The sequence below is a fragment of the Bacillus sp. FSL K6-1366 genome (assembly GCF_037976695.1).
Lineage (GTDB): Bacteria > Bacillota > Bacilli > Bacillales > Bacillaceae > Bacillus > Bacillus subtilis.
The window spans coordinates 3,948,784-3,966,792 of record NZ_CP150268.1 but is presented as its reverse complement, the minus strand read 5'-3'; the positions used below and the strand labels follow the sequence as shown (position 1 = coordinate 3,966,792).

Here is an 18,009-nt window from a genome sequence, read left to right as displayed (position 1 = left end):
CTTAAAAAGTGTCGGCATGTACATTGTCTAGTTTTCTCAACATACAGAACCTTCACAGGGAATGAGTGTGTTCATCGCCCTTGTCAAGTTTAAATGGTTTAACAATCATGTTAAAAAAACAAATGTTACAACTTCATTGTAAATGTGTCGGAAATACTTGTCAAGCTTGCCATCTTAACGTTTGCAGGCCAGTCTTCTTTTCACGTGCCGAATGCAATTCATCCAAAAGAAGATCGCCAATCATTCTTGATTTAGAAGCTGGTATATTTTATTGTTCACTTGGCCCAATTTAGCATTATTTTGAATGTTTGAGAACAAAATAACAATGGTTTGCCCAGATTTGCTAAAGCTGTTCAAGATATTGAAGCCCGGCATAACACCATGGTTTGAATAGCTTCCGGGAGCAACATAAAATCCCATGCCGTATGTGGAGCTGCTCCCTGGCGTAAACATCTTTTCATAGCTTTTTTGCGAATACAGTTTTCCGTCTATCAGCGCTTGGTCAAATTTGTACATATCTATAGCGCTCATATAAATATCACCCGCTCCATACAGCTGGGATAAATCAGGTATATACGGTGTAACTGTTTTGCTGCCCTCCATCTTATACCCGACGGCAGGATAAGGTTCTTTTTCATATGTTTTGTAAAAGCCTGCATGCGTCATTCCCGCAGGTTTAAAAATATGATTCTTTATGTACTGTTCATAGGGCTCACCGCTTACTTCAGCAATAATATAAGCAAGAACAGAATAGTTGGAATCCTTGTAGTCCCATACGCCCGGCTGACGTTTGATTCCCTGCAGTTCTATGTCTTTTATTAAATCGTCCGGAGTAATGGCGCCGTTTCCTTCAATATGTCCGTTTATCCCCGATGTATGTGTAAGCAGATTCTTCAAAGTAATCGTTTGTCCGTTAGGAAAATGAGGTAAATACGTACTTACCGGATCACTTGTCTGAAGTTTCCCCTTTTCCTCAAGCTGCAAAATAGCAGTTGCAATCAGCGCTTTTTGTGATGAACCGACATAAAAAGATGTCAATGGATTATTTTGAATGTAGTGTTTACGGTCAGCATAGCCAAAACCTTTATTTGTTACGATTTCTCCATTTCTGACAATCATGGCTGTTCCGCTGAAACCGATCTCTTTTAAATAATTGCTGATTTTTTGATTTCGATCCACTGTTTTGATTTGTTCCTCTGATTTTTTAGCAGTTTTCTTTTTGACCTCTTTTTTCTGATCGGTATTTGAAACCGCTGCAGTTTCTTGAGATGGCTCGTTTTCTTCACTATTTCGATGAAGAGCATTCCAAATCGTAATGCAAACCATCACTGCTAAAAGACCAAGCAACAGTTTTCCTCTTTTATTTAGTTTTCTCCGTCTGCGTTTCGCAGTTCTTCTGCGGGTTGGGCTTGTCATTCATTTTTTCCTCCCAAAATAAATTCCATTTTGCACACGTTTTGTTAGACGAATAAAGCCCTAAAAAAGTTGTCAAAAAAAGCAATATTTTTATCATTTTTTTGCAAAATACAAAAAAGCTGAGTTTTTCACTCAGCCTTTTGTATCATTTGAAACTTATTTTATTTTTATTCTTCAAATTCGAGTTCTTCTTGTGTCTCTTCAACTTGCTGCTGCACTACTCCGTTATTATCCAAGCCGTAATGTTCGCGAATTTGCTCCTGGATCATCAGCATGATATCTTTATTTTCTTTCAGGAATTGTTTTGCATTTTCACGGCCTTGGCCAAGACGCTCTTCTTCATAAGAGTACCATGAACCGCTTTTTTGCACGATATCAAGTTCAGTTCCTAGATCAATGATTTCGCCTTCTTTTGAAATGCCTTCTCCGTACATAATGTCAACCTCGGCTGTACGGAACGGCGGAGCCACCTTGTTTTTCACGACTTTGATTTTCGTTTTGTTCCCCATTACGTCGTTGCCTTGTTTCAGCTGTTCAGCACGGCGCACTTCAAGACGCACGGAAGAATAGAATTTCAACGCACGGCCGCCAGGAGTTGTTTCCGGGTTCCCGAACATAACGCCGACTTTTTCACGAATTTGGTTAATGAAAATCGCGATTGTCTTCGATTTGTTAATGGCCCCTGAAAGCTTACGAAGCGCTTGAGACATTAAGCGTGCTTGTAAACCGACATGAGAATCTCCCATGTCGCCTTCAATTTCCGCTTTCGGAACGAGAGCGGCTACAGAGTCGACAACGACAATGTCAACTGCCCCGCTTCGAACCAATGCTTCCGCAATTTCAAGCGCCTGCTCGCCTGTGTCAGGCTGAGACAGTAAAAGCTCTTCGATGTTAACACCGAGCTTTTGCGCGTATACCGGATCTAACGCATGCTCCGCATCGATAAACGCGGCTTGTCCGCCCTGCTGCTGAACTTCAGCAATCGCATGAAGCGCCACAGTTGTTTTACCTGAGCTTTCAGGACCGTATACTTCAATAATCCGTCCGCGAGGATATCCGCCAATTCCCAGTGCTGTATCAAGAGCGAGGGAGCCGCTTGGGACAGTAGAAATTCTTGTATCTGTCTTTTCTCCCAGTTTCATAATGGAACCTTTGCCGAACTGTTTTTCTATTTGTTTAAGAGCCATATCTAAGGCTGCCTGACGATCACTCATTCTATTTTTTCCTCCTTTATGTTACCACTACATATACTATACCCTGTTTGAAGGGATTTGCCAAGAAAAAAGCGAACGCATATTCGGATTTTTTCTTGGCGTGATTCCTATCAAAATATCATAATGTATCAGAGAAATCATGTTTTCTTAGGAGGATAATGTGCTGAAAATATTATTTTTGCTCTAAAAGCTTTAAGATTAAATGGCAGCCGTATTTAGCGCCGCGTTTTCTGATCCCCGTTCTGGAGCCCGCAAAGTGAAACTCGTGAACCTCTTCTTTACCGTTTGCGGAAATGCCGATAAACACATGCCCAGGCTCATGCCCTTCTTGAGCATCAGGTCCTGCTACACCAGTAAAGCTAATGCCGATATCGCTGCCAGTGAGTTTTTGAACACCCTTAGCCAGTTCGGATGCGCACTCCTTGCTGACCGCCCCAAAACGATCTAATGTTTCCTTCTTGACACCAAGCACATTCTGCTTCACGTCGTTTGTATAGCAAACAACGCCCCCGGCAAATAATTTTGAGGCACCGCTATGATCCGTCAGCCATTCAGAAAACAGCCCTCCGGTAAAGCTTTCTGCCGCAGAAATTGTTATGCCTTTTTCCTTACACGCTATAGATAGCTCTTTTACAAGAGAAGTATCATCGTAACCATAGAAAAATTCACCGACACGCTCTAAGATAACGGCCTCTGTTTCTTTTAACAGACGCTCTGTTTCCTTTTCATCGGCGTGTTTGGCTGTCAGACGCAGCGTCACCTCTCCATCAGCCGCCAAAGGCGCAATTGTCGGATTGGTTTGTGCATCAATAATATCTTCCAAATCGGCTTCAAGCTGAGATTCACCGATACCGAAAAAGCGAAGAACAGTTGACACAATTTTTTCATTTGAACCCATCTTTTTCAGCAGAAGAGGCTTTGCCTCGTTTTCAAACATTGGACGCAATTCGCTCGGCGGTCCAGGAAGAAGCATATAATAGCGCGATTCATGCTCTGTGAGCATTCCCGGGGCCATTCCAAAGTGATTCGCCAGCACGTCAGAGCCTTCGATCACAAGCGCCTGTTTTCGGTTATTAGGTGACATCGTGCGTTTTGTTCGTTTGAAATAGTCCTCAATGGATTGGAATGCCTCATCATTTAACACAAGCGGACGTCCCAGCGTATTTGCAATCGTTTCTTTCGTCAGATCATCTTTTGTGGGTCCAAGCCCTCCTGAAAAAATAATGAAGTCAGAGCGTTCTTCAGCAATGCGGATGACCTGCTTCAGCCGCTCCGGGTTATCTCCGACCGCTGTATGATAAAATACGTTGACCCCGATTTCAGCGAGCTGTTTGCTGATAAATTGAGCATTTGTATTGGCGATTTGACCAAGCAGCAACTCTGAACCGACTGCAATTATTTCTGCTTTTTTTGGAAATTCCATGACGAAGTCCTTCTTTCTTAGTTAGATGTTTTTAACGCTTCCCAATTTTTAGAGAAATATTCCCAGCCTGAGACGACAGTAAAGAAGACGGCTACCCACAGCGCCAAGTCTGCAAACGGGAATGACACAAGTTCAAATGGAAGATTATGAAGAAGCAATGCAGATACCGCAATAATCTGTGCCCAGGTTTTGATTTTACCAAGCATGTTAGCAGCTACGACTTCTCCTGTTCCGGCTAAGACAAGCCTTAAACCTGTCACGGCAAACTCCCTGCTGATAATCACAATGACCATCCAAGCTGGAGCGAGATCAAATTGAACAAGGATAATTAACGCTGCGGATACGAGCAGTTTGTCCGCAAGCGGATCAAGAAATTTCCCGAAGTTTGTTACGAGATTCAATTTTCGGGCATAATACCCGTCCACCCAGTCTGTTGTAGATGCAATAATAAATAGAATGGCCCCCGCCAAATGTGCGACCGGGATGGATTCGTCTCCAACTTCGAGCCTGCCCCAGTCAAACGGCGCCAGCATGATAATCATGAAGATTGGGATTAATGCGATTCTAGCTAGTGTGATTTTATTTGGTAAGTTAAACATAAAGCCCCTCCAATTTCATACTCGGACGTGAAGAAAAGTCATCTGGTAATTAAGATGACTTTTCTTCCTTTTTATTTACAATCTTTATGGTTTGTGCCATCACTTTTTTCGGATCAAGTTCATATGAAAGAACCTTACCGTTGATTTTTATTTTCAGATTAGGTGCATATCCGGTGCGGATATCAACTTGTTTCTGATCAGTTATGTCTTTTTTATAGGTTTCGTCTTTTTTCAGCGTTCCTTCTTTTAAAGAGCTGCTGTTTTCATCGCGCACTCGAATCCAGGAGCTGTCTGATGCCTTCAGTTCCAGCTCGATTTTATCAGCGCCGGACACTTCATAAGTCGTTAACGATCCTTCAGTGCCAGCAGCTTTAATCTCCAGCTTATCACTGTCATTTTCTTTTTTCTTATCTTCGTTTTCTTTCGTTTCTTTTTTAGTGTCTGTCTCTTTTTCAGAGCTGTTATTTTGATTCTCTTTCAGCGTTGAATCTTTAGGGATTTCGTACTTGCTCTCACTTTGCGTAATTGCTTTTTCTGATGCCGCATTGTGATCATCACTGTTTTTGTGATTGGCAAATTGAATGATCGTGTACACAATGGCAATCACGACAATCACGCCGAGAATAACAAGTATCGTTGGCAGCAGCTCCAGCGCCTTAGATGCTGGCTTTGGCATTTCCTTTTGAAGATTCATGCCGGAGATCTTTTCAGACACATCATCATGATACGTATTAGGGATATCTTTTTTATGCTCCTCAAACAGCTGATCCGCATCAAGCCCAACGGCTTCTGCATATTGCTTGATGAATGCCCGAACATAAAACTTCCCCGGAATAATGTCATAGTTTCCTTCCTCCAAGGCGGTTAAATACCTTTTTTGAATCTTTGTTGCCGCTTGGAGATCATCCAATGACATTGCTTTTTCCTCTCTGGCTTCTTTGAGCCGGATTCCTAGTTCAGTCACAACAAACACCTTCCAATTTTAAAAATCAAAGCTTGAAAACCCGGATTGATCAAACATTTGGGGTTCCTCGGCATGTTCATATGTAATAACCTCATCAGGGTCATTTCTCAGTTCAATAATATAATCAAAGTCATCTAGTGTATACTCTGTATTTTGAACGAATATGTCCGGATGCTCCACCACTTTTGTTGCAGGCAGCCGCATGATTTCTCGGACCAGCTGGAGATGGCGTTCCGATCCTCTTCGTGTTGACACAATTCCGTCAACGATAAAGACATTTTCAGTGCTGTATTCATCGGCAATCAGCTGGCTTCTTATCGTCTGCTTCAGCAAGGTTGATGACACAAACAGCCACCTTTTGCTCGCACACACACTAGAGGCTACAATCGATTCCGTTTTCCCGACACGCGGCATACCTCTGATTCCGATTAATTTATGGCCTTCTTTTTTGAACAATTCGGCCATAAAATCGACTAATAAGCCAAGCTCGTCCCGTTCAAAGCGGAACGTTTTCTTGTCATCGGCATCCCGTTGAATATAACGGCCGTGGCGTACGGCAAGACGGTCGCGAAGCCTCGGTTCTCTAAGCTTCGTTACTTTAATTGTTTCCATCGTTTTTAAGATTGATTCTAATCGTTTAATTTGATCTATATGGCGGCACCTGAGGAGCATTCCCCTTCTGGAAAGATCGACGCCGTTTATCGTTACGATGTTGATAGAAAGCATCCCAAGAAGAGATGAAATATCCCCGAGCAGTCCGGGGCGGTTCACTTGAATTTCATATTCAAAATACCATTCGAGCTTTGCCAAATGATATACCCCCTTCATTGTGGCAAAATTTTACCTTCCTTTATCATAAAGCATTTTTCTCTAATTAGAAAGAAGAATGTTGCTGTGATGAGGAAAACATAAAAAAGAGAGGAAAAATCCCCTCTCTTCCTAGTGAGTGCTGTTATTTTCAACAAGCTTAACCATCATATTGGCAATGGCGTGCTGTTCATCTTTTGATGCTACACTCCAAAGATCTGCCAGCACTTTTTCCTGCTCGTTCTTAGATTCCACTTCATTAGCCAAGTAGCTGCCGATTTCTGTCGCAAGATCTGTAATCGTATCCTGGCTCATACCTTTATCTTGCGCATAGTTCAGACGGTCGCCAAGGAAGTTTTTCCAGCTATCCCAGTTTTCTAATACTGACATGCTTGTTTCCTCCATTTCATGTGAAGTTACAAGATTATTGTGTCCTTCGCAAAAGAAACTATACACCGAATATTTTCGGATCAGCAGTGCCAGCCGCCATTGACCGACAGAATTTGGCCGGTGATATATGACGCTTTTTCAGACAGGAGAAAAGCTGTTGCATCCGCAATTTCTTGCGGCCGGGCCAGCCGGCCGATCGGAATCTCATCAGCGATCTCTTCTTTTTCAGCCGGGGTAAATTGATTCATCATATTTGTATCAACTGCACCCGGCGCTACGGCGTTTACTCTGATTCCGCTTGGCGCCAGCTCCTTAGCCAATCCTTTTACAAATGAATGCTGAGCTCCTTTTGCCATGCTGTACAGCACTTCACAGGATGCTCCAGTCTCTCCCCAAATCGAGCTGACAGCCACAATCGCTCCCGATTTATTCCGAATCATGCCTGGCAGAAGGTTTCTCGTCAGCATATACGGACTCGCCACATGAAGCTGAACCATTTCCTGGACCGTTGCGTTATCTACATCCGTAATCAGCCCAAAATGGCTTCGTCCGCTGTTTAAAACAATCGCATCAATCGGCTGAACAATTGAACTTGTCAGCTTATCTGCTCCATCTTGCGCGGACAGGTCAGCTTGTAATATCTCCGCATTTACGCCAAACATCTGACTTAGTTTTTCAGCAAGCTCCGCTGCCGCGTTTTGATTTGTATTGTAATGCAGCAGCAGATTGTATCCTCTAGCTGCAAGGGTTTCGCTGATGCTTTTGCCAATGCCGCCGCTTGCTCCGGTGATTAGTGCTGTTTTGTTCATCCTCTTTCCTTCTTTCCGCAGAAAAACACCCCTCACACTGGAGGGATGTTTTGTTTATGATTTAGGAACAACCTTGCAGACAGTCAGTCTGTCTGCAGCGATTTCCTCTTGTATTACGTTCTGGACATCCTCGAGGGTAATCTGCTCGAGTACCGTTACAACATCAAACAGGCTCATATCCAAGAACGCATAACGGGTAAATTGATTGGCGATGTATTCAGGGGAATTCAGCGCTTTTAAGAATGTGCCGATCTTTTTCTTTCTGGCAAGTTCAATCTTTTCAGCAGTAATCAGTTCACCGGCGCGCAAAAGCATGCTTGAAATGTCTTCAGCCAATTGATCAGGCTCAGGCGTATCTCCGCCGATCGCCGCAAAACCGAACCCATATTCAGCAGTAAAATCAAAGCTGAACGTTTCGTCAATATATCCTTTTTCATAAAGTGATTCATACTGGGCAGAGCTTTTGCCAAAAAGAGCTTCAAGCAATAAGTTCATTGAAAGTTCATGCTTTAAGAGCTCTTTGCCTAATTTAAACTGATTTTTGGATTTCAGCCCAACAAGGCATTTCGGTCCCTGCACGTTCATTTTGATCTCTTTTTCTTTTCGGAAAACCGCTTCTTGCTCTTTCACTTCTTCTCGTTTGATCTCCGGCTGATCAGTATACGGCTTTTTCCCCTGGTTTTCTCTTACCTGAGAAATAATCGCTTCAGGATCTACAGGGCCGACAATGAAAAGGAGCATGTTACTCGGGTGATAAAACGTTTCATAGCATTCATAAAGAAGGTCTTTTGTAATATGTGAAATGCTTTCCACTGTTCCCGCTATGTCAATTCTGACAGGATGCTCTTTGTACATGTTTTCAATGACCCCGAAGTAAAGCCTCCAATCAGGGTTATCGTCGTACATATTAATCTCCTGCCCGATAATCCCTTTTTCCTTTTCAACCGTTTTTTCAGTAAAATATGGGTCCTGTACGAAATCGATAAGCGTCTCTAAATTGCGTTCAACATTTGATGTGCTTGAGAAAAGGTAAGCCGTTCTTGTAAATGACGTAAACGCATTGGCAGAAGCCCCCTGTTTGCTGAAATCTTGAAAAACGTCTCCGTCCGCTTTCTCAAACAGCTTGTGCTCAAGAAAGTGCGCAATCCCGTCCGGCACGTGAACCATCTCGTTTTTACCTAAAGGGACAAACCGGTTATCTATCGAGCCGTACTTTGTTGTAAAGACTGCATATGTCTTGTTGAAGCCTTTTTTCGGCAAAACGTAAACATCAAGGCCGTTGGACATTTTTTCATGGTACAGCGTCTCCTGAAGCTGTTCATATTCGATTGGTTTGATCAAGATGCACCCTCCGTCCCTTTTAAGAAATAAGTCGTATCAAGCTGAATCTTTTCGCCGGCTTTAATGATATCCTCTTTTGTGACATTCTCAATATTTGCAAGAAAGTCTTCGATAGGAATCTCGACTTGAGCAGCGGCCTGCTGATATAAAAACTCAGATAAACCGTATGCTGTATCAATCGTTTCCAGCACTTGATTTCGAATAACGGCCTTTGTCTGTGCTATATCCTGCTCATTGAAATCGCCATTTTTCATTGCCTGGAATTGCTCAGCAATAATCGAAACCGCCTGTTCAAAATTTTTCACTTCAATGCCTGACATCACCATTAACAAGCCTTTAAAACTTTCTATACGCGAAGCCGCGTAGTAAGCAAGACTGGCTTTTTCCCGAACATTAATGAAAAGTTTAGAATGAGAGAATCCGCCGAACAATCCGTTAAACACTTGTAAAGCAGGATAATCCTGATCTGTATAAGTGATGCTGGTGCGGTAGCCGATATTCAGTTTTCCTTGCTTGACATCCTCTTCATCAATTACTTCTTTTGGCTGAACTTTTTCATCAGCGTGATTGTTTTCAATCGTGCCAAGAGTGCGCTCTTCTGTTTTGAAATACTTATCAATTGCCGATTGTACCTGGTTACTGTCCACGTCGCCAACAACATATAGATCAAGCTGGTCTTTTTGGATAGCGCTTTGGTATGTTTCGTATAATTGCTCTGCCGTAATGTCATCAACATCGTCGATTTCACCATTGACATGAAGCGCGTAAGGCTCATTTTTGCACATTTCCTGTATCAGCCTTAAATTCGAATAGCGCATTTTATCATCATAGACGGCTTGGATTCTTTGCTTAAGCGTCCGTTTTTCTTGAGCCACATATTGTGACTGAAAAGCGTCTCCCTCTAAAGCAGGTGAAAAGACGATTTCTGCGAGAAGCTGGAGCCCTTTCTCAAGTAGCGGCGTTTGGTCTTTTAAATATTTTTCATTCGGAATTTCAAGCCTGAACGTAATGACGTGCCGCTCTCCTTTTTTCGTAAGATCAGCCGATACTGACGTGCCGTACAGCTCATCCAAGTATGAACGCAATTCTGCGGTTTTCGGATGGCTTTTCGTTCCGCGAAGAAGCACATGCGGGAGAAGCGCTCTTTTGGTGACTTGATCCTTTGTCAGCGGCGCAAGCATCTTAAAAATAAGCGAGACGGTTTTGAATTTTTCTGTTTTTACAATATGTGCGGTTAAACCGCCGTGCTTTGATTTGAGTTCATTAACATATGACATATGGAACCTCCTTCGTTCATTTCTTAATTAGTATGTATTATGACCAATTTTCAGCATCCGCAGAAACACTCTTTCATGTAATTATAGCAACTGTAGGATTTATAAGGAAACAATAACCTCCGCATGCTGTATAGGTACAGTTGTAAACTGTGCAAGGAAGCGCAAAAAAAGACGGCTGGCTAGACCGTCCCTAAGTTTTTTTCTTCTTCTTCACTTTTTTTAGCATCTACAGTAAAGAGCACTAAAAATAAAGAAACGATGCTGCAAAACGCCGAGAGTATGAAAATAATCCAGTTTGCATTAGACATTAATGCAGCAAAAACAGGTGGACCGAGAGCTACTCCTATAAAGCGCATGCTATTGTAGAAGGAGGAAATGGTTCCGCATTGTTCACTTTCAATCCCTTCGGTTATCAGTGCATCTAAAGCAGGAAGAGCCATTCCAATCCCAATCCCGCCAAAGCTTAAAAAGACAAATAAAAAATAAAAACTGTGGTTCCACCACAAGGCAATAAACGAAAGGGTTAACAGAATCATTCCTGTAACAACGCAAAATTTCATTCGGCCTTTATCTTTACCGATCTTTTTGCCAGCTATAAAAGAACTGGTTGACAAAAACAAAAGTGGGATTGCCAGTAATCCGCCTTTAGCTACTCCGTCAATAGCATACTTGTTCTCCAGCGTATCTGATAAATAAAATAATACGCCAAATAACAAAAACATAATGACACACCCGATAATGAAGACCGTATAAAGCCAGCGACCATCCTGTTTAAAAATTTTCTTCACACTCTTAATAAACTCAGAAACAGCAGGCGCATCTTCATCTTCTTCAGGCTTGGCCACCAAAAACAATACGAGCAAAAAGCTGATCAAACAGAAAAACGGAATAAACCAAAACGGTACAAACCAATACCAAGAAGCCAGTAAGGCTCCAAGTATGGGACTCAGTACCTTCCCTGACGTGTTGGCGGTTTCAATATCGCCAAGACCCGCGCTGACCTTTTCATCGTCTCCTTTAAACAGGTCGCCGATAAACGGCATGACAATCGGAGCGGCACCTGCAGAACCAATGCCTTGAAGAACCCGCCCCGCCAAGATCATAGCATAAGGATTTTTCATATAGGTCGAGGCAAAAGCAGCTACGGCTCCCCCCAATCCTGCAATGAGGAGGCATGGAAGCAATATTTTTTTTCTCCCGAAACGATCCGACAAATATCCGGCAATCGGAATGCAAATAATTGCTACTACTGAATATACAGTAATGATTAAAGATACTTGAAATGAAGTCACAGACAGCTTTTTCTCCATCATCGGAAGAACAGGAATCAGCATGGAGTTCCCGAGTGTCATCACAAGCGGGACAGAAGACAATGCAATAATATTTTTCATTCCATTTTTCTCTCTCAACATTTTCACCCATTCACTTTCTTGTCATCCCTTATATATTGCGTTAACCGGAATGAAAGTATGTACAAAGAAACATGAATCAGTGCAAATAAAAAAACAGACACATACAGGCGTCCGTTTTTAGAATCGTTTACGCAAAACATGAAATCTGAATTTATCCGCTCTAAAATAATTTAAAGAATAAAGCACCGGTTTATCGTGCTGATCGTAATGGGTTTGTTTTAACAGCAAAAGAGCTGTTTCCGGATCGCATTCAAGCACTGGAGAAATGGTATCGTGATAGCCGATCGGTTCTATATCAGTTACTGCATAGCTGATTACGGAGCCTGAATTTTTCTCAAGCAGGTCAAACATAGATTCTTGCTGATGAGAAAAAGAATTCGGCAAAATATTCATCGGAATTTTGTCTATACAATACACAATCGGCTGTCCGTCAGCTGTCCTGACTCGTTCAAGGTAAAAAAGTTCTTGCCCTTCTGCCAAGTGAAATCTCTTCGTATCATCTTCAGACGGCATAAGCACTTGTGATGATAGAAAAATCGTGCCAGGGGTCATATTCGCCTGTTCTATCATCTTGGTTACACTGTTCAGCTGTTCAATACCCGAAAGAAATAACGGCTTAGAATGGACAAAAGTGCCTACACCATGCCTTCTGATAATCACATGCTCTTCTTCCAGTATCCGCAAGGCTTCTCTTAGCGTCGCTCTGCTGACACCAAGCTTTTTGGAAAGCTCAAATTCAGAAGGCAGCTTTTCCTTCTCAGTGTAGATCCCATTTTTTATATCCTCTTTAATTCGTTCAATTACTTTCAAATACAAGTGCCGATTATCAGCTTTTGTAGACATGTTTCCCCTCCGTAAACCACTTTCGATAAAAATTATTGAACAATTGGGACAACTATATCATGTTTTGTCGAAAAAATAAATAGAAAGGTGATCAGTTTACATAATGTTATTATTGACGACTACAGAAAGCGGAACTCCCTTCATTAAGAAGAGAGCTCATCATATTTCTCTTTTGATAATAATACTTCCCTAGGTTTGCTGCCTTCATACGGTCCGACAACACCGCGTTCCTCCATTGCGTCAATCAGGCGCGCCGCTCTCGTATAGCCGATTCTGAATCTTCTTTGCAGCATTGAAACAGATGCCGTCTGCATGCCGACGATTAATTCAACAGCTTCATCATAAAGTTCATCAGTAACCTCGGAATGAGTTTCTGTTGTCTCCTCAGGAATCATTTCTTCTTGATATTGCGCTTTCTGCTGCGTAATCACATGGTCGACGACCTTCTCCACTTCGTCATCCGACAAAAATGCTCCCTGCACACGGACAGGTTTGTTAGCCCCTACAGGTAAAAACAGCATATCGCCGCGGCCAAGAAGCTTCTCAGCGCCACCCATGTCAAGAATGGTCCTTGAATCCGTCTGTGAAGATACGCTGAACGCGATTCGTGACGGAATGTTCGCTTTGATCACCCCTGTGATAACATCCACCGATGGCCGCTGTGTCGCAATAATAAGATGGATGCCGGCAGCCCGCGCCATTTGGGACAATCTCGTAATCGAATCTTCCACATCAGATGAAGCGACCATCATGAGATCGGCTAGCTCGTCCACAATGACAACAATATAAGGCAGCTCTGGCTGTTTCGCTCCTTCTTCATTGTTGGCGCGTTTTATATAATCATTGTATCCTTCAATATTTCTTGTACCCGTATGAGAAAATAATTCGTACCGCCGCTCCATTTCATTGACAACCTTTTTCAAAGCCTGCGACGCTTTTTTCGGATCGGTTACAACAGGAGCAAGCAAATGCGGAATCCCGTTGTAGACATTTAGCTCTACCATTTTAGGATCGATCATCATCATTTTCACTTCATGCGGTTTCGCCCGCATTAAAATACTTGTAATAATGCCGTTGACACAGACACTTTTCCCGCTACCGGTTGCGCCTGCGACCAAAAGGTGGGGCATCTTGTTTAACTCAGCCAATACAGCTTCACCTGAAATATTGCGGCCGAGTCCAATTAACAGCTTCGCATCCGGTCTGTCATTCAATTTAGACTCCAGCACTTCTTTCAGCGAAACCATTGCCACTTCTGCGTTTGGAACTTCAATTCCGATTGCTGATTTGCCTGGTATAGGCGCTTCGATCCTGATATCCTTCGCAGCAAGCGCAAGCGCTAAATCATCGCTTAAATTGACAATTTTGCTAACCTTCACTCCGACATCAGGATATACTTCATATTTTGTTACGGCCGGTCCGAGATGAACCTGTGTGACTTTCGCCTTTACGCCAAAGCTTTGGAATGTGCGTTCAAGCTTTCTCGCATTTTCATAAATATTCTTTTTATCAGCCTGCTGGCCGGTATGCTTCGGATCTGCCAGCAAATCCAGTGACGGCATCTCGTAATCCTTATTTTCGAGCTCTGTAAAGGTCATAGGAGGAGCAGAAACAGTTTCCTGATCACCTGTCTCCGGTTGGATGTCCTGAAGCGGCTTCGACACAGGTTCGGCGCGCTTTTCTATAACTGGAGACTCTTCCTCTTCATTACGATCAGAAAAGCTTGAGATAATCGGCTCTGAATGAATAAGAGGCGATACTGTTTCATAATCCCCCTCTTCATCAGGAGGCTCCGGTTCCATTTGCTGTTTTTTGCGGGCCGGTTTTTGTTTTTTGCTCGGCGCTTTCGTTTTTTTCGATGACTGTATATTTGATTTGAAGGATTTCATATCATCAATAAATGCTAACCATTGTTCTTTTATAAAACGTCCAATCGGGCTCATCCACTTTTTTAGCGTTTCTTGTAGCGAGCGCCCAGTTACTAAAATCATTCCGATCAAAATCATGACAATTGCCATGATCTGAGAACCAGTCGACGCAAACAAAAAGTGTGAAGTCGCAAACAGCAGCGCACCGATCATCCCTCCGCCTAAATCAGGTGAAGCAGAGCTGCCATTCATGTCCATTAAAAACAATTCCCACGTATTGCGCACCACGCTTGCGGACTCAATAGACCCTTTGTGAGTCAAATTTTTAAATAGCTGCACGTGAGAAAGCAGCAATATGCTTGCGATGATACAGTACACCCCGGCCTTTCGTCTCGTTAAAAGGCTTGGGGTTTTTTTCTTCCAAAACAGTGAGACTCCTAACACCAATAAACCTAACAAGCATAAAATAAACCACTCTCCAGCAAAAAAGCGGAACAAATAGATAAACGTTTGCCCGACTACCCCCAGCTGCAAGATTGCGATAATTGAAATGGCTATACACAGCAATCCGTTGAGCTCGTATTTTATATTGAGCTGTTTCGCCTGTTTTTTTCTTGATTTTCGTTTTTTCTTTGCCACACTCATCACCTTACTGCGTTAAAAAATGTAAGTTCATACATAATGAAGAAAGCAGCCGTTTACAGGCTGCGTTTTTTCTGTAGGATTCCCCTATTATAGCATATTTTGCCCTTAAAAAAGGGTTGGATTCTTATACGTTTAATTTCAGCTTTTGTCCCGGTGAAATGTCCGGATGCAGAAAATGCATTGGATTGGTGCTCATGATTTGAATGACTTCCGCTTCATTCCCTTTCATTTCGACTAGAAGCGGTACACCTTTATATTCAATTTGCTCATGTGCGCTTTTCTCTTGGTTCTGTTCTGCAAACACAATTTCCTGCGGCATCACGGTATAAAGAATCATTGAATCATCCGTCCTTCTTCTTTCCTTGCTTCATCGATGAGCTCATTCAGTTTATTGATTGCTTGTCCGACACCGCCTGCGTGATCGATCAATCCGTATTTAACTGCATCCTTACCGACCACATTTGTTCCGATATCGCGTGTTAAGTTTCCTTTTGAAAACATTAGCTCTTTAAACTTCTCTTCGGTTATATTGGAATGGCTTGTGACAAATTTAACAACTCTTTCTTGCATCTTATCCAGGTATTCAAACGTTTGCGGCACCCCGATGACCAGCCCGGTGAGCCTAACTGGATGAATCGTCATCGTTGCTGTTTCGGCGATATAGCTGTAATCACAGGATACAGCTATCGGAACGCCGATGGAATGTCCCCCGCCAAGCACGATAGAAACGGTCGGTTTCGATAAAGATGCAAGCATTTCCGCTATTGCAAGACCAGCTTCAACATCTCCTCCGACAGTATTTAATATGATCAGCAAGCCTTCAATTTTAGGATTTTGTTCAATTGCCACAATCTGCGGGATGACATGTTCATATTTTGTTGTTTTGTTTTGCGGAGGAAGCTGAACATGGCCTTCAATTTGTCCGATAATGGTCAGACAATGAATATTTGTATCTTGGGGCAGCTGTGGAAGCGTCGTTTCACCAAGCTGCTGTATTTTATTCATAATGCTGTCCTTCGCATCATTTTTTTCAGGACGCTCTTCTTCTGTGTTTTCCATACGATGATCCATCTCGCTTTCATCCTTTCCGAGTTTCTCTTTGTATTATGAACAAAGATACTTCATTCAATCCCGGCTTGAAGGACAAAAAATAAAGACCGGAGCAGCTCCGGTCTTTAGTCAGTCATTATACTTCCATAATAATTGGGATGATCATCGGTTTACGTTTCGTTTTTTCATAAAGGAATTGGTTCAAAGCATCCCGCATTGCCTGCTTCAGCGTTGACCATTCGACATTTGATGTTTCAGTCGCTTCTGTCACGATGGACCGGACAAGCTCAGTAGCCTGTACGATAAGACCTTCAGACTCTCTTACATAAACAAAGCCGCGAGTGATAATTTCTGGTCCTGATACAAGATGTTTCTTTTGTTTATCAAGTGTAATGACAACGATTAAAATTCCGTCCTGTGAAAGCAAGCGGCGGTCTCTCAATACGATATTGCCGATATCACCGACACCTAAACCATCAATTAAAATATTGCCGTAAGGAACTTTATCCCCAATTTTTACGTTTTGGCCGCGGAATTCAACGACGTCTCCTTTTTCAATTAAGAAGATGTCACTGCGCTTCATGCCGGTTTCTTCAGCGATTTTTGAATGAGCTTTTTGCATTCTGTATTCGCCGTTTACAGGAATCAAATATTTTGGTTTAAGCAGGTTGATCATCAGCTTTAACTCTTCTTGTGAGCCGTGGCCTGATACATGAACACGCTTTTGGGCAAAGATGACTTGTGCACCGGCTCTCGCAAGAAGATCTACTGTTTTAGAGTAAATGAGTTCCTGCCCGGGAATCGGAGTTGACGCAATGACCACCGTATCCCCTTCTTCAATGTTCAGCTGTTTGTGAGCTTTGTTTGCCATTCTTGTCAAAGCAGCTAATGGTTCACCTTGGCTTCCGGCTGTAATAATGGCCACTTCGCGCTTCGGATATTTTTTGACATCCTGTACAGAAATAAACAATTCATCATCTGCTTCAATGTATCCTAACTTTCTCGCGAGCTGCAGGACAGATTGAAGATTTTTTCCGGCTACGGCAATCTTTCTGCCATTTTGAGCCGCTGCATGAATGACTTGCTGAATCCGGTTAATATTGGATGCGAAAACAGCAATAATCACCCGGTTCTGTGAATTATACAGCGCATCCGAAATTTCTCCGCTGACAGCCGCTTCCGAAGGGGTGTAACCCGGCCGTTCCGCATTTGCACTGTCAGAAAGCAGAGCGAGCACGCCGCTATTGCCGATCTTGGCGATCTCGCCAATGTCGCACGTCTGATTAAGTGCAGGTGTTTGGTCAAATTTGAAGTCTCCCGTGCATACAATAGATCCAAGTGATGTTTTAAAGCTCACACCTACAGAATCAGGAATGCTGTGAATCGTTCTAAAGAACGATACCTTTGTTGATTCAAATGTAATGACAGATTTGGAGTGAATTTCTCTTAAATCAGTTTTTCGGTTATGTCCGTATTGTTTTAATTTCTCTCTTAACAGTGCAAGCGTCAGTTTTGTTCCGTACACTGGAACGGACAGCTTGTTTAATAAGTAAAAAACGCCGCCGATATTTTCATCGTGCCCGTGCGTTAAAAAGATTGCCTTGACGCGGTCAGCCCGTTCAATCAAATATGATATGTCAGGAATCACTACATCAATACCGAGCATTTCGTTTTCTGGATGCATAAGGCCGGCATCAACGACAAATATGTCTGAGTCAATTTCAATGACATAAAGGTTCTTCCCAATCTCTCCGACACCGCCAAGGGCGATAATTCTAACGTTTTCTGTATTTTTCTTTTTCAAAATCTATATCCTCCTAGTCTCATACCCGTCCATCATCACTTGTTCCTATTATAACTGAAAGTAAATTTAGAAAACAAGATAAAGCAGAAGGTTTAGGGAAAACCAATATGTAAAAGAAACGGTCAAACTCAGCTGAATGTGAGAATG

At 42.6% G+C, this 18,009-nt stretch carries 16 protein-coding genes; all 16 read right to left on the bottom strand.

Features of this window, described 5'->3' with window-relative positions; all coding sequences use genetic code 11:
• Positions 1-240 precede the first annotated feature (240 nt).
• Positions 241-1,416, bottom strand: coding sequence for a serine hydrolase domain-containing protein (locus MHI44_RS20635; RefSeq protein WP_042975804.1), 1,176 nt, complete (start codon positions 1,414-1,416; stop codon positions 241-243).
• 167 nt (positions 1,417-1,583) lie between these two features.
• Positions 1,584-2,630 (bottom strand): recombinase RecA, encoded by a 1,047-nt coding sequence (gene recA, locus MHI44_RS20630; protein ID WP_014664021.1) that lies wholly within the window; start codon positions 2,628-2,630, stop codon positions 1,584-1,586.
• A 172-nt stretch (positions 2,631-2,802) separates the two neighbouring features.
• On the bottom strand, positions 2,803-4,053 hold the full coding sequence (locus MHI44_RS20625; protein ID WP_003231847.1) for a competence/damage-inducible protein A: 1,251 nt from the start codon (positions 4,051-4,053) through the stop codon (positions 2,803-2,805).
• Between the two features lie 17 nt (positions 4,054-4,070).
• The gene (gene pgsA / locus MHI44_RS20620; protein ID WP_003244753.1) at positions 4,071-4,652 is read right to left on the bottom strand and encodes a CDP-diacylglycerol--glycerol-3-phosphate 3-phosphatidyltransferase; all 582 of its coding nucleotides are present in this window, start codon (positions 4,650-4,652) and stop codon (positions 4,071-4,073) included.
• A gap of 49 nt (positions 4,653-4,701) precedes the next feature.
• Complete coding sequence (gene rodZ / locus MHI44_RS20615; RefSeq protein ID WP_250621313.1) at positions 4,702-5,568, bottom strand: cell shape determination protein RodZ; 867 nt, start codon at positions 5,566-5,568, stop codon at positions 4,702-4,704.
• Positions 5,569-5,634: 66 nt separating this feature from the next.
• Positions 5,635-6,426 carry a YmfK family protein gene (locus MHI44_RS20610; protein ID WP_003220998.1) on the bottom strand — a complete coding sequence of 264 codons (792 nt, stop codon included), beginning with the start codon at positions 6,424-6,426 and terminating at the stop codon, positions 5,635-5,637.
• Positions 6,427-6,555: 129 nt separating this feature from the next.
• On the bottom strand, positions 6,556-6,813 hold the full coding sequence (locus MHI44_RS20605) for a DUF3243 domain-containing protein (protein ID WP_003245199.1): 258 nt from the start codon (positions 6,811-6,813) through the stop codon (positions 6,556-6,558).
• Between the two features lie 80 nt (positions 6,814-6,893).
• Positions 6,894-7,622 (bottom strand): EF-P-5 aminopentanone reductase, encoded by a 729-nt coding sequence (gene efpI, locus MHI44_RS20600; protein WP_003244676.1) that lies wholly within the window; start codon positions 7,620-7,622, stop codon positions 6,894-6,896.
• Between the two features lie 54 nt (positions 7,623-7,676).
• On the bottom strand, positions 7,677-8,963 hold the full coding sequence (locus MHI44_RS20595; protein WP_339202572.1) for a pitrilysin family protein: 1,287 nt from the start codon (positions 8,961-8,963) through the stop codon (positions 7,677-7,679).
• A complete protein-coding gene (locus MHI44_RS20590; RefSeq protein WP_014479812.1) occupies positions 8,960-10,240 on the bottom strand; it encodes a pitrilysin family protein in 1,281 nt (426 codons plus the stop codon). The genes MHI44_RS20595 and MHI44_RS20590 overlap by 4 nt, the downstream gene beginning before the upstream one ends.
• Before the next feature lie 179 nt (positions 10,241-10,419).
• Entirely contained in the window at positions 10,420-11,631 is a 1,212-nt protein-coding gene (bcbE, locus tag MHI44_RS20585) for a bacillibactin exporter BcbE (protein WP_031600514.1), read from the bottom strand.
• Positions 11,632-11,769: 138 nt separating this feature from the next.
• Positions 11,770-12,495, bottom strand: coding sequence for a GntR family transcriptional regulator (locus tag MHI44_RS20580; RefSeq protein WP_003245732.1), 726 nt, complete (start codon positions 12,493-12,495; stop codon positions 11,770-11,772).
• A gap of 143 nt (positions 12,496-12,638) precedes the next feature.
• On the bottom strand, positions 12,639-15,002 hold the full coding sequence (gene spoIIIE, locus MHI44_RS20575; protein WP_339202571.1) for a DNA translocase SpoIIIE: 2,364 nt from the start codon (positions 15,000-15,002) through the stop codon (positions 12,639-12,641).
• Positions 15,003-15,132: 130 nt separating this feature from the next.
• A complete protein-coding gene (tepJ, locus tag MHI44_RS20570) occupies positions 15,133-15,345 on the bottom strand; it encodes a TepA modulator TepJ (RefSeq protein WP_047182622.1) in 213 nt (70 codons plus the stop codon).
• Entirely contained in the window at positions 15,342-16,079 is a 738-nt protein-coding gene (tepA, locus tag MHI44_RS20565; RefSeq protein ID WP_003245712.1) for a translocation-enhancing protein TepA, read from the bottom strand. Before tepA ends, tepJ begins: the two co-directional genes overlap by 4 nt.
• A gap of 115 nt (positions 16,080-16,194) precedes the next feature.
• On the bottom strand, positions 16,195-17,862 hold the full coding sequence (gene rnjB, locus MHI44_RS20560; RefSeq protein ID WP_003231875.1) for a ribonuclease J2: 1,668 nt from the start codon (positions 17,860-17,862) through the stop codon (positions 16,195-16,197).
• Positions 17,863-18,009 lie beyond the last annotated feature (147 nt).